General features: G+C 66.4%; 10 protein-coding genes. 8 read left to right on the top strand and 2 right to left on the bottom strand.

Annotated features, from left to right (window positions below; genetic code table 11):
• Positions 1-39: 39 nt before the first annotated feature.
• The gene (locus AAC691_RS13160) at positions 40-861 is read right to left on the bottom strand and encodes an urease accessory protein UreD (protein WP_342627222.1); all 822 of its coding nucleotides are present in this window, start codon (positions 859-861) and stop codon (positions 40-42) included.
• A gap of 209 nt (positions 862-1,070) precedes the next feature.
• On the opposite strand from AAC691_RS13160, the gene AAC691_RS13165 reads away from it, so the two are divergent.
• Positions 1,071-2,213, top strand: a complete 1,143-nt coding sequence (locus AAC691_RS13165; RefSeq protein ID WP_342627223.1) for an ROK family transcriptional regulator — start codon at positions 1,071-1,073, stop codon at positions 2,211-2,213.
• Positions 2,214-2,280: 67 nt separating this feature from the next.
• Here AAC691_RS13165 and AAC691_RS13170 read toward each other — a convergent pair whose 3' ends face one another.
• Positions 2,281-4,659 (bottom strand): family 20 glycosylhydrolase, encoded by a 2,379-nt coding sequence (locus tag AAC691_RS13170; RefSeq protein ID WP_342627224.1) that lies wholly within the window; start codon positions 4,657-4,659, stop codon positions 2,281-2,283.
• A 259-nt stretch (positions 4,660-4,918) separates the two neighbouring features.
• On the opposite strand from AAC691_RS13170, the gene AAC691_RS13175 reads away from it, so the two are divergent.
• The 7 genes from AAC691_RS13175 (at position 4,919) to AAC691_RS13205 (ending at position 13,298) form a co-directional block, all read left to right on the top strand.
• On the top strand, positions 4,919-5,068 hold the full coding sequence (locus AAC691_RS13175) for a hypothetical protein (RefSeq protein ID WP_342627225.1): 150 nt from the start codon (positions 4,919-4,921) through the stop codon (positions 5,066-5,068).
• Positions 5,069-5,212: 144 nt separating this feature from the next.
• The gene (locus AAC691_RS13180; RefSeq protein ID WP_342627226.1) at positions 5,213-7,684 is read left to right on the top strand and encodes a TonB-dependent receptor; all 2,472 of its coding nucleotides are present in this window, start codon (positions 5,213-5,215) and stop codon (positions 7,682-7,684) included.
• Between the two features lie 89 nt (positions 7,685-7,773).
• Positions 7,774-8,922 (top strand): DUF5009 domain-containing protein, encoded by a 1,149-nt coding sequence (locus AAC691_RS13185; protein WP_176640302.1) that lies wholly within the window; start codon positions 7,774-7,776, stop codon positions 8,920-8,922.
• Between the two features lie 25 nt (positions 8,923-8,947).
• On the top strand, positions 8,948-9,901 hold the full coding sequence (locus AAC691_RS13190; RefSeq protein ID WP_342627227.1) for an ROK family protein: 954 nt from the start codon (positions 8,948-8,950) through the stop codon (positions 9,899-9,901).
• On the top strand, positions 9,898-11,103 hold the full coding sequence (locus AAC691_RS13195; RefSeq protein WP_342627228.1) for a hypothetical protein: 1,206 nt from the start codon (positions 9,898-9,900) through the stop codon (positions 11,101-11,103). The genes AAC691_RS13190 and AAC691_RS13195 overlap by 4 nt, the downstream gene beginning before the upstream one ends.
• A gap of 157 nt (positions 11,104-11,260) precedes the next feature.
• Positions 11,261-12,292, top strand: a complete 1,032-nt coding sequence (locus AAC691_RS13200) for a retropepsin-like aspartic protease (protein WP_342627229.1) — start codon at positions 11,261-11,263, stop codon at positions 12,290-12,292.
• A complete protein-coding gene (locus tag AAC691_RS13205) occupies positions 12,243-13,298 on the top strand; it encodes a hypothetical protein (protein ID WP_342627230.1) in 1,056 nt (351 codons plus the stop codon). The genes AAC691_RS13200 and AAC691_RS13205 overlap by 50 nt, the downstream gene beginning before the upstream one ends.
• The last annotated feature ends 136 nt before the right edge of the window (positions 13,299-13,434 follow it).

Genomic DNA, 13,434 nt, shown 5'->3' on the forward strand with positions numbered 1-13,434 from the left:
CTCCGTTTCGCAAGGCCCGCCGGCTTTGCGTCTGCATGCTCAAGACTGCCAGGTCGCCGGCATCGGCCGGTGGTCCCGCAAGGCGGGCAGCAGATGCCGCACCCTGGCCTCCAGTTCCCGCCCCTGGCGGGCAATGCCGCGCACCACCAGCACGCCGTTCCAGGCGGAACAGGCAAAATCGCCCCCGATGCCGGCACCAAGACGGTGGCGCACCTGCGCGACGCGCGCTTCGGCATCGGCGGCGATCAGGACCAGGGTCGCGATTGCCGCCCGCCCGCCCGTTACCGCGCCGCGCGCCAGGAGCGCCGAGACGTCCCCGCTTTCCAGGCGCATCCTGTCTTCCAGGACGGGACGTCCATTTCTTCTGACCGAAAGACGATCGTGCACATCCAGCCGGTGCAATGCCTCGCCCGATCCGATCCGGCCCAGGAGCCGATATTCCAGGAAAAGAAAACTGGAAGAAGCATCCATTTCCACGGTCATGCGCCGCCGCAATCGACAGCCGTCGAAGAAAATCGTCCCGTGCGGCAGCCACTCCAACCGGGCATGCGCCCCGACGGTGCAGTTCAACGCCACCATCGCGGGGGGATCATCCGCCCGGGCCCGATAGACCCGCTCGGCAGCCTGTGACGTGACCAGGCAATCCGTGTCCGGCCCGCATTCCAGCCATCCTTCGATCCGATCCCCGGCCGCAAGGCCACCGGAAATATTGACCGTGACGGCCTCGAGCGCCGCAATCGCCCGCTTCGGGAACAGCAGGCGGCAACATCCCCCTTGCTCCAGTTCAGCCAGGCATGTCCGCCCGTCACGAGATCGCGCTGACAGCCGGTACCGTCCGCGGGCGCGCTGCAGCGTCGTCAATGACCGCCGTTCCTTTTTGAATATGATGCCGAATTCTATGGAATCCTGGACATCTGTTCCAATGGGAAAAAACGCGTATTGACGCCGCCGGGGTCCGGCTCATTCCCCTGCGACCAATGGCGGAGCCACTTCGTCAGAGAAATACGCTATTGACAGTTTTATTGTTTATGAATCGAAATAAGTGCCGACGACAGGACAGGCGGGCATCCATGTTCACACCGGCGCAGTATCAGATCCTGGCCGCGATCAGCCGGGCCGGCACCATGAGCCGCACCGGGCTTGCGGGGGTTACCGGCCTGAGCAAGGCGAGCATTTCCATATTGACCAAGGAACTGATCGGCCGGGGAATCCTGGGCGAACGCGAACTGGTGTTCGGGCAGGGGCGGCCCTCGGTCCTGCTGGGACTGGAGGCGGATGCCGCCTGTTTCGTCGGGATCTCCCTGCAGGCCGATCCCACCATCCTGCTGCTGACCGACCTGCATGGCGCGACGCTGGCCCGGATGGAACTGCCCCGGCGCCGCGACCATGAACACTGCCTGGCCGAACTGGTCGAGGCGTTGCCGGGCCTGGTGTCCCGCGCCGGGCGGCCGGTTGGACCGATATCGGGGATCGGCGTCGCCCTGCCGGGATTCGTCTCGCGCGATCGTACCACCTGCCTGTATTCGACGGCGCTGGGATGGAGCAATGTCGACATCGTCGGTCATCTGGCGACATTGTGCGACATCCCAGCCTATATCGAAAACGATGCGAATGCCCTGATCCTGGGCGAGCATCTGTTCGGCATCATGCGGGACTGTCCCGATTTCAGCATGGTCGCGGTGGGCGACGGCATCGGCTGCGCGCATATCGTCGATGGGCGGCTGCATCGCGGCCATAACGGCGGAGCGGGCGAAATTTCGCATGCGCCGGTCGTGCTGGACGGCGGCGCCATCGGCGCGATGCCGTGCCGGTGCGGCAAGCGGGGATGCCTGGAGACCGTGGCGACCCTGCAGGCGATCCGGGCGGCCGCGCGGCAGGCGGGCCTGCCCTGCGATATCGCCGAACTGGCGCAGATGGCCCAGACCGGCCGGCCGGAGGCCCTGGCCATCCTGCATCGTGCCGCATCGGCGCTGGGCATTGCCATTGCGCAGTTGATCCAGATGTTCGATCCCAGCCACGTGGTCATCATGCTCGATACCGCCCTGAAAGGGGAGGTGTTCGGGGCGATGGTGCAGCAGACGGTCGAGGCCCATGTCATGCGCCGGCCGGACGGGCAGGCGACGCTCTATCTGCGTGACGCGCAGAAGGATGGTTTCGCCAGCGGCGCCGCCAGCCTGGCGGCGCAGAAATTCCTGTTCGGCCTGGACCGGTAGGCGGGGACATGCCGCGACGGCGATCGCCGGACGGCCCGCCCCGGACCCGCCCCGGATCCCTGCCCCGCTATCGGCCCGCGGCCCCCGACAGCGCCCCCTGCGGCGTCCCCGACAGCGTGATGTCGGCGACGGCCGCGTAGGGGGCGCCGGGATGGCGCGACGCGGTGATGACGCACAGGTCGCGCGGCGTGCCGCCGTCGGCGGGCAGGCTGCCCCGGGCGGTGACCGCGGGGCCGCCTGCCGTCATCGGGGGCAGAGGCAGCCGCGCCAGGTCGGGCCCGGTGCAGCCCGCGCCGCGCACGATGACGACGCCGTCGGGCTCGGACACCGGGTAGCGGCGGATGGCCGCCTTTTCGCCCGGCTGCATGAAGGACCACGCCATCGGCACGACGGTCACGGCGACCTGCGTGGCGCCGGACGGCGCGGCCCGCCACGCCCAGCAGGCGGTGTTCGGGTCGATCGAGAAGAAGCGCGACGACGCGGTATTGGATGCCGCATCGGGCGTGCGCGGGATCCGTACCGAATATTCGCCGCCGGGGCAGGCGGTCAGCGCGTCGCTCTGCCGCGTCCAGATGGCGTCCGCGGCCCGGATCGTGGTGGGCGCGGCCAGCATCCGGCGATCCGGCAGGAAGGTCGCCGCCGTCACCGGGGCCTGCAGCCCGACATGGACCGGATGGGTATAGAGCACCGAGGACGCGGTCGGGAGGCTGCCGTCCGTGGTGTAGCGGATGGCGCCATAGCCGCTCTGCGTGGTCATCGTCACGATCGCGGCCGCGCCGCCCGATGCCGCCGGAGCGGGGCGGGCCGTCAGCGCGACCGCGAAGGGGGCGTCGGACACCGGCAGGCCGGCGGCCTTCTGGCGCAGCACCTCGACGGCCAGCCGTGCGGTGAAATCGGCGGGCGCGCGCAGGGCCTGGGGTGTCCAGCCGGCCTCGGCCACCGCGTCCAGCCGGGGGAAGGCGGCCTGTTGCACCGCATGCCCGTCGGTCAGGTATTCGGTCCAGATCGGCGCCTCGACCCCGATGATATGCCGTGACACCTCGGGCGCCAGGCTGGCCGGCGCGGGGTCGAAGCCCGTGATTCCGGCGATGGCTTCAGGCTGGTAGCGCCCGCCGGACAGGCGGTCGGCCGGTCCGCCCTGCAGGAAGTCGAGATAGACCAGGTGCTCGGGCGCGACGACGGCGTCATGGCCGGCGCGCGCGGCGGCCAGCGCGCCGTCGACCCCGTGCCACGACATGACCGAGGCCGAAGGCGGCAAGCCGCCGCGCAGGATCTCGTCCCACCCGATCATGCGGCGGCCGTGGGCGGCCAGGTAGCGGCCGCCCTGCTCGATGAACCAGCTTTCCAGTTGCTCCTCGCCACGCAGGCCCAGGGCGTGCAGGCGGGCCTGCACGGCAGGCGACGCCCGCCACTGGTCCTTGATGGCTTCGTCCCCGCCCAGGTGGATGAAGGTCGAGGGGAACAATTCCATGACTTCGTCGAGGACATCGCGGACGAACTGCATCGTGTGGTCGTCGACATTGTACAGCCAGGGCAGGACGCCGTAATCGGTCGCGACGCCGGGGTCGCGGCCGGTCACGCCCAATTCGGGATAGGCGGCGATGGCCGCGCGGGCGTGGCCCGGCATCTCGATTTCCGGGACGATGGTGATATGGCGCGCGGCGGCGTAGGCGACGATGGCCCGGACCTCTGCCTGGCTGTAGAATCCGCCATAGGGCGCGCCGTCGCCCCGGGGGCCCGACACCGGCGACCGCCGCCACCCGCCGACCGCGGTCAGCCTGGGATAGCGCCGGATTTCCAGCCGCCACCCCTGGTCGTCCGTCAGGTGCCAGTGCAGCGTGTTCAGCTTCAACGCCGCCATGGCGTCCAGCAGGGCGCGGATGGCGTCGGGCGTCTGAAAATGCCGGGCGGAATCCAGCATCGCGCCGCGCCAGGACAGGCGCGGCCAGTCGCGGATCCGCACGGCGGCGATGGCGCCGCCGGCGCCGGGCGTCTGCGTCCCGGGCATCTGTGCCCCAGGCATCTGCGCCCCCGGCATCTGTGCTAAGGTGACGGCGCCGTAGAACAGGCCGGCCTCGTCGGATGCCGTGATGCGGATGCCGGCGGGGGCCACCGTCAGGACATAGCCCTCGGCCGGCAGACCCGGCACCGCCGCGCGTTCCAGGACGATGGTCCGGCCCGCCGTGCCGGCCGCGCCGACGGCGAAGCGGCCGCCCGTCGCGTCATGCAGGGCGTGCGACAGCCACGTGGCCGCGAACCGCGCGGCCTCGTCCCCGGCGGGGGCGACGATCGTGACCGGCCCCGTCAGCGCGAACGCGCCTTGTCCGGCCTCCACCGCCGCCGGGCGGGGCAGCAGCGCCGGCGCCGCCTGGGCTGGCGCGAGGGGGGAGCAGGCCGTGGCGGCCAGCAGGGCCGCGCACATCGTGCGGAACGGGAATCGGAGCATGGCGATGGTCCTTGGGAGGAAAGGCAGGGGGGCATGGCCCCGGATCGATGCCGCGCCAGCCCCGCGCATCGCCGGAAACCGGCGCGCGTCGGGAGGGGCCACGGGAAAACCGGATCGCAGTCGTGACGTCGCCGGACCGGTGATGCGATTGATCCGGCGACGTGACTTATTTCGATCAGCAAACCATCATCGGGTCAATGGGGTTTCCGTCGTCCTGCCTGGTCCGATCCGGTCCGGGGCCGCATCCGGGGATCTTTCGATGACGAAAGATATCGATTTTATGGAGAAGTTCCCGGCCTGGTCCGTTCCGCCGGAAGCGGCCGGAATCCCGGATATCGGGGCGTCCGTTTCGATGTCGGCTCGGGCCGCAAAAAAATTTGTGGCGACTTTATTTTTATTGCAGAACTAAATCATCCCGTATTTAATTCGTAACGAATTCGCGGTTTCCCCCGTGGAAACAGCATAGCGCGTCCTTTGTGCAGTATTGCACGGAAGGACGTGGTCGATCCGGCATAATTATCCAGAACAACCGCATAGTACGGGATGCTTCGCAATGGCCCTGACGCTCAAGACCGCGCTTTGCGTGACGACGGTCATGTTCTCGGTTTCGGTCCTCGGATCGGGCGCGGTCCTGGCGCAGGACCTGGTCCAGTCCCAGTCCCAGTCCCGGTCCGACTCCGCCCATCGTCCGGTGGGCGGCGACGCCGGCGCTGGGGGGACCTCGGTCACCGGAACATCGGTCACCGGAATGTCGGTCCTGCCGCAGGGGCAGGAGGCCGAAACGGTATCGGTCACCGCCGGGACCTATAGTTCCAATGGCGTGACCAACACGACCCCCGGCGGCGGCCTGATGCCGATCGAGCATGCCCCGCGGTCGCAAAGTGGCCTGACGCGCGATTATATCGCCAAGCAGACGCCGACCACCACGATCGCGAACATGGTCGCCAGCCTGCCCGGCGTGGTGTCGGCCAAGGTCGATCCGCTGGGCATGACCGGCGGCGATACGATGACCATGCGCGGCCTGACGCAGACGCAGATCGGCTTTCTGTTCGAGGGTGCGCCGGAATCCGACCCGATCAATTACGGGCCTTTCACCTCGACCCTGGTGGACAATGAAAATATCGGGTCCGTCACCGTCTCGCAGGGCTCGCCGGACATCGATGCGCCGCTGATCAACGCGGTGGGCGGCCAGATCTCGACCTTCGAGCTGGACCCGGCGCACAAGATGGGCGGCTATATCGACCTGATGGGCGGCACCCACAGCGCGAACAAGGAATTCGTCCGCTTCAATACCGGCGACATCGGCAATAGCGGCATTCGCGGCTTCGCGTCGTTTTCCTATACCGCGTCGAACAACTGGCGCGGGCCGGGCGACCAGTTCCGCTATCACGTCGATTCCAAGTTCGTGAAGGACTGGGGCCAGGGCAGCAGCGTCAAGTTCATCTTCGGCTACACCCGCCAGTTCGCCAACGGGATGCTGAACCCGACCCTGCAGCAATGGAAGCAGTACGGCACCAGCTTCAACCTGGACGGCCGATATACGCCGGGCGATGTCAGTTATTACCGATTCTCGCAGAACAACACGAACCTGCTGAACGTCATCGTTCCGATGAAATTCGTGCTGTCGCATGAGCTGGAACTGAACCTGACCCCCTATTACGTCCAGGAATCCGGCCCGTCCTATGGGGGCGAGACCATTCCGCTGGCGGGGGGATATTTCGGCAACGTGCAATATGGGGTGCCGGGATCGGCCTATCCGGCGCTGAACCTGCCCTATGCCACCGATGGCGTGGCGACGGCGATGCTGGACGACCCGTGGAAGCAGAAGAACGGGGCCATCAATTCCAATATCCGCTGGACGCATGGCGACAATACCCTGACCTTCGGCTGGTGGTATTCCTATACCAGCCATACCGAACGCTATCAGTGGGACCTGGTGAACGACCAGGGCAATCCTGTCGCGGGCTATGGGCTGAGCCCGATCCGCTTTCCGAACAGCCAGATCCTGAGCGGCGACAACCTGAATTTCTGGCAGCAGCAGAACGCCCTTTATCTGGCCGACACGCTGAAGCTGCTGCATGACAGGCTGGAACTCAGCGGCGGGTTCAAGGCGGTGATGCTGTACCGCGAAGGCACCAACAACGTGCCCGGCGCGCAGCCATGGAAGACCGGGCATAATTACTTCGAACCGCTGCCGCAATTCTATGCGACCTATCGCCTGACGCCGCACGACCAGGTCTATATCAACGGCACGACCTCGTTTCGCGCGCCGGTCTCGACCGAAGCCTATGTCCCCGATTACGATCCCAATTATGGACAGATCGCGACGGTCGGCGCGCTGAAGCCGGAATATTCGATCGGCGAGGAAATCGGCTATCGCCATACCGGGTTCTATAATGTCTCGATCTCGGCGTTCAACCTGAACATCACCAATCACAATATCTCGTCGTCGGGCTATATTCCGGGGACGACGTCGGTGGTGGCGGAGCCGATCAACGCGGGCGGCGAAACGTCGCGCGGCGTCCAGGCTGAATTCGGCCTGGGGTACTGGCACCATTTCAGCCCCTATCTGTCGGGCCAGTACCTGCATTCGACGATGGACAATAATTTCGACGTCGGGACGGAAATCCTGCCCACGCAGGGAAAGATATCGGTCGGCAGTCCGAAATTCACCGGGGCGATCGGCCTGCAATATGACGACGGGCGGATGTTTGGAAACTTCAATTTGCGCTATATCGATTCCCAGTACACGACGTTCATGAACGATGAAAGCATTCCGTCCTATGTGACGTCGGACCTGACCTTGGGCTATCGCTTCAGGTCGATCGGTCCGGCCAGGCATCCGCAGATCCAGCTCAACCTGGTCAATATCGGCGACAACCATTACCTGGCCATGGCCGGCAGCACGACGGCCAACGCCCGGAGCGTGACGGGCCTGCGCGGCACCGTGGTCGAGGGGTCCAGCCCGATCTACCTGGTCGGTGCGCCGTTCTCGGCCTTCGTCTCGATTTCCAGCGGCTTCTGAGCACCGAATTGTCGCCGATCCAGCAGCAGGAGAACATGGTGGACCAGCCATTAATCGAAAAGCCTTATGAAATCCAAAAAACCCGCATCATGTCGGTGGATATCCTGCGGGGACTGACGATCGCCTTCATGATCCTGGTCAACGATCCCGGCGACTGGGCCCATGTCTATGCCCCCTTGCGGCATGCCGAATGGAACGGCTGGACGCCGACCGACCTGGTCTTTCCCAGTTTCATGTTCATCATGGGCTGCGTGATTCCGTTCTCGCTGGGCAGCCGGATCGACCGTGGCGTGCCGTCGGGCGAACTTCTGGCCGGCATCGTCCGGCGGTCGCTGATTCTGTTCGGGATCGACATCCTTCTTGCCCTGTTCCCGCATTTCGACTTCGCGAATCTGAGGGTTCTGGGCGTTCTGACGCGTTTCGCCGTCTGCTATCTGATCTGCGGGACGTTGTTTCTGAAGGTACGCGACATCCGTGTCCTTTGCGGTATCGTCGCGACGATTCTGGTGCTGTACTGGGTGCTGCTGCGGTTCGTGCCCATTCCGGGCATCGGCATGCCGGGGGTCGATGTCGCCTATCTGGATGATCGCAACAATATCGTCGCCTGGATGGATCGCGCCTTCAACGATTTCTGCCGGAAATGGTTCCATTTCGGGCATCTCTATCGCATCTATCGCGACCCGGAAGGCATTCTCAGCACCTTTCCCGCGCTCTGCACGGTGCTGATCGGAATCGTCTCGGGCCTGGTGATGAAGGCGGCGTCGCGGAATCCGGACGCGCCGGTCGTGCGGCGCTGGGCCCTGGGCGGGGCGGGACTCTTCGTGCTGTCCTTCGTCGTGAATGCCTTCTTTCCGTTCAACAAGAATATCTGGTCCAGCAGCTTCGTCTTGCTGTGCGCCGGCATCGACATCATGGCGCTCTACGCGCTCTTTATCCTGATCGACGTCCGGCAGGTCTATCGCCTGTCCGCCGCCGTGCGGGGATTCATGATGCTGTCGATCATCTTCGGATCGAATGCGATCGTGGCCTATTGCGTCTCGGAGTTCGGTTCGGAAATCCTGTGGGACATTCATGTCATGCCGCAGGGCCAGGGGATCGGCGAATGGGTGTACCGGACGGTCTTCGCGCATTGGGGCTCGACCGAACTGACGTCGCTGTTCTATGCCTGCGCGTATGTCGCGCTGTGCTTCATCCCCAGCTTCGTGCTGTGGAAGAAGAAGATCGTCGTGAAGATCTGAACGCGCATCGTCCTTTCGGGATCCCATGATGTGGGCAGGCGGCCTGCCGGGCCTGCCCATGAACGGCTTCAAGGATCACATCGTGATACTCTGCGCGGATATTGGCGGCTCGTATATCGATTTCGCCGTCGCGGACGGCGCCCACCAGCTCTCGAGCCGGCGGCGGCGGCCGACGCCGGTCGGCAGCATGGCCGATTTCGCCTCTACCCTGGCCGAGCTTGCGGCCCCCTATGATCGCGGCCTGCCGTTGCATGTCGCCATCGCGGGCGTCTGCGACCCGCAGACGGGACATACCCGTTCGGCCAATATTCCCTGCGTCAACGACCGCCCGCTGCGCGACGCGCTGATGGCGCGGCTGGGCCGGCCGGTGGTGATCGGCAACGATGCGCACTGCTTCGCGCTGGCCGAGGCGATGCAGGGCGCGGGCGTGGGGCATCGCATCGTCTTCGGCGTGATTCTCGGCACCGGGGTCGGCGGCGGCCTGGTGATCGACGGGCGCGCGATCGTCGGCGTCGGCGGCCTGGCCGGCGAATGGGGTCATGGCCCGTTCATCGCCGAAAGCGCCGACCCCGGCGCCGTGCCGGCCCTGCCCTGCCAATGCGGGCAGCGCGGCTGCCTGGACACCATCGGCGGCGCGCGCGGGATCGAACGCCTGTACCAGTTCTTCACGGGCCGGGGCAGCGACAGCCAGGCGATCCTGTCCGACTGGGAAGCGGGAATGGATCATCCGCGCCACACCATGGCGATGTGGCTGGACCGCATGTCGGCGGGGCTGGCCGGTATCGTCAACGTCACCGGCGCCACGATCGTGCCGGTGGGCGGCGGGCTGGCGAACCGGCCGCGCCTGCTGGCGGCGCTGGATGCCGCGGTCACGTCGCGCGTCCTGCGTCCGGGGACGTCGCCGATCGTCGTGCCCGGCTATCTTCCCGCCGATTCCGGCCTGGTCGGTGCGTCCTGGCTGACGGGAGGCCCCCGATGACTGACAAGCTGACCGGCAAGCTGACCGGCATGCGCCGATGCCTGTACATCTATCCATGGGACCTGCAGGATGAGCCGGACCTACGGCTCTTTGCCGGTCGGATCCGGGATATGGGCCTGGACACCCTGACCGTCGCGATGGCCTATCATGCCGGCAAGTTCCTGCGCCCCCAGGGCCGGACCTCGCGGGTCCATTTCCCGCAGGACGGGGCGGTGCATGTCCGTGTCGATCCGTCGCGCTTCGGCACGATCCGGCCGGTCATGGCGGACCGCCTGCTGGACGACGCCGACCTGGGCGTGCTGGCGGAGGAGGGTCTCGGCATCCTGGGCTGGATGGTGCTGCTGCATAATACGGAACTGGGAAGGCGCCATCCGCACGTCACCTGCGAAAATGTCTTCGGCGACCGCTATCCGTACAGCCTGTGCCCCGCGCACCCGGACGTGCGGGCCTATGCCGTCGCGCTGGCCGGCGAAGTCGCACGCATGCCGGCGGTGCGGGGGCTGGTACTGGAAACCCCGGGCTGGCAACCTTACCAGCACGGCTATCACCACGAAATATCCCTGCTGGACCGCGACCCGTGGTTCGAAGCCGTGGCCGGCCTGTGTTTCTGTGCCTCCTGCCGCGCCGGCGCGGCGGAGCACGGGATCGATGCCGACGCCCTGCGCCGCACGATGCATGACCAGGCCTCGCGCTATCTCGCCCGCCCCGTCGATCGCGGCTGGGATGACGGGATGGCGCGCCTGCTGGCCGAGATGGTGTCGAACGACCTGCTGCGCGCGTTCCTGGCATGGCGCTGCGGCGTCATCACCGCCCTGGTGACGGCGATCCGGGCGGAGATCGGCGCGGCCGGTTCGCTGCACGTCATTCCCTCGGTGCAGCGCAATCCGGTCGCCGCCTGGCTGGAAGGCAGCGACCTGGCGGCGCTGTCGGCGGCCAGTGACGGGTTGGAACTCTGCCTGTACCAGCCGGACCCGCGCGCGGTCGTGTCCACGTTGCTGGACGTGCGCGATGCCCTGCCGGCGGGGGCGCTGCCGCGCGTCGTCCTGCGCCCGTCCCCGGCCGATTTTCCATCCGAGGCCGCGTTCGCCGCCGTCGTTCGCGCGGTCCTGGCGACGCCCGGCCAAAATGTCGCCTTCTATCATTACGGCCATCTGCGCCGCGCCAACCTGGACTGGATCGCCCGCGCGTTGCGGGAGGGGTGACGGGACCGCCGGTCCGGCGGTGCCGGCATCACATCCGCGCGCGCTCTGCGGGATGACGCGTTGCCATCGGGCCGATCAGGTGGCGGAATGCGTGGGATACGGGGAAAGGCGATCGCCCCCGCCGTCCTGGCGTGTCGATCGGTGGGGGCGTTCATTCATGTCCTGCATGCGTGTCGCCATCGGGATGGTCATGGCGCTGTGCGGCGGCGGCAACGGGGCTTTGGCGGCGGGACGATTCGACGGGTGCGTTCGGGCGGCGCTGATCCTGCCGGTCCTGGGCATGGATGGCGGGCCGGTCGTGCCGATCGCGATCAATGGCGTGGCGGCGGCGGTCGTGACGCCGCGCGCCAGCGCGCTGTTCGTGCATGACACGCCCGCGCTGCATCTGCCGCCGGGCCGGTCGCGCGCGTTCGTCAGCGTGACCGGCTGGAACAAGGCTTATGAGACGACGATCGCGCATCTTGCGATCGGCCCGTCTGCCGTCTCGAACGTCCGCGCCTATGTCGATACTGCCGGGCCGCCGGCCCGGATCGGCGGCCGGCCCGTCCTGATGGTGCTGGGCTATCCCTTATTGTCCCATTATGCGGTGCTGATCGATATGCCGCACAAGGCGATCGGTCTGTTTACGTATGGCGGCTTTACCTATGGCGGCGCGCATTGTCCCGGAATCGGCGACATGTTCGCCGGCCCCCATTTCACGGTTCCCCTGCATACGGCAAGCCAGGTGCACCAGGAGATCGGCGTGACGGCCGAAATCGACGGCACGGCCGTCGAGATGGAACTGAACCCGGCTTCGAACGGGTCGATCATCAGCGAACGGGACGCGCGCCGCATCGGGGTTTCGTCATCCGCGCTGGAGAACGATCCGCAGGTGCGAACGGCGGCGGGCCCCGTGCTGACCGGGCGGCGCCATCGGTTCGGCGTGTTTTCCATCGGGGGAAAGGCTTATCGTGATGTCTATCTGGACGTGGAACACGGTGCTACCTACAATCCTCTTGGTTTCGATTTTTTCCTTGCGAATACGTCCATTATCGATTTTCCCGGGCATTCCCTGCATTTCGCGCCCAATTCCGGAGTGCAGCCGTTTGCGGCGGAGGACGGTCCCTGGTACGTCAGCACGTCCTCGACCCGCGATGCGCATGCCGATATCGACGCGCATCGGCATGAGGGCGCGCGCGGCAGCCCGTAGGGCCGCCTGGCCGGTTCCGGCCCTGCTGGCCTTGGTTGCGTGGCCGAACGGTGCGCGGGCCGGGATGCCTGCGGCGTCCTGCATCAGGGGTGCGGCCGTCGTGCCGCTTCTGGGCGGCAGGGGCGACAGTCCGATTATTCCCATCGGGGTGAACGGACGGGCGGCGGCGGCCTATGTCAGCCCCGCGTTTCGGCATGTTTTCATACATGATTATGGGCCGATCTGGTTTCCGGCCGGGCCGACCCAGCCATTGACGGCACAGGACGGACACATCGTGAACAGCCGGCCGACGGAGATCGACGATCTGACGATTGGTCCGGTGGACGTGGCGAGCGTTGCCGCGACGCTGCTGGATGGTCCTGCCCAGCACATGGTGGGCGGCCGTCCGATCCTGGGCGTGCTTGGTCGCGATCTGTTCTCGCGCGTCGATGTTCTGCTGGATATGCCGCATCGCACATTGGCCCTGTTTACATGGAGCGGCGCGCGTTCATGCGGCGACGATCCGGCGCGCATTTTCTCGGGGGACGTATATGCCTTGCCGATGGATGACGGGGGTGCGGTTCACGCACGAATCGGGCAAACCGTGGCACGCCTGGAACTCGATCCGGATCTCGGCACCAGCGTACTCCCGGTGTCGGAGGCGAGGGATGCGGGCGTATCGGACGCGTCGCTGGCGGCGGATCCGCGGATCACGACGCAGTACGCCTCGGTCGTCATGGGATACAAGCATGAATTCAAGGGAGTGATGCTTGGATCCTACGCGGCGCCGGCGTTCGATTTTATCGTTCAGCGCGATATTCGGGACGGTGCGCTGGGCCAGAACTTCTTCGAAGGCGTCGTGGCGCTTCTGGATTTCCCCCATGGGCGCCTGGTGTTCCAGCCGACTGCCGATCGCGATTCGACGGCGCCGCTTCATCTTCATTTCGACATGCCGCGCAAGGGGACGGCGTCCGTGCGCGAGGGCGCGGGACACATTGACGATTCCGCCGCGCCGTCGCGGCATTGAGACACGGGTGTCGCCGGCGCGGGCGTTTCACGATGTCCAGAGGACCTGCCAGCCGGCGCGGCGGAGGGCCGCGATGTCGGGGAGTCCGACCAGGCACTACTTCTCATTGCAAAATGACATCTATCAAGAAGCCGAG

The sequence above is a fragment of the Nguyenibacter vanlangensis genome (genome assembly GCF_038719015.1).
Classification (GTDB): Bacteria; Pseudomonadota; Alphaproteobacteria; order Acetobacterales; family Acetobacteraceae; genus Gluconacetobacter; species Gluconacetobacter vanlangensis.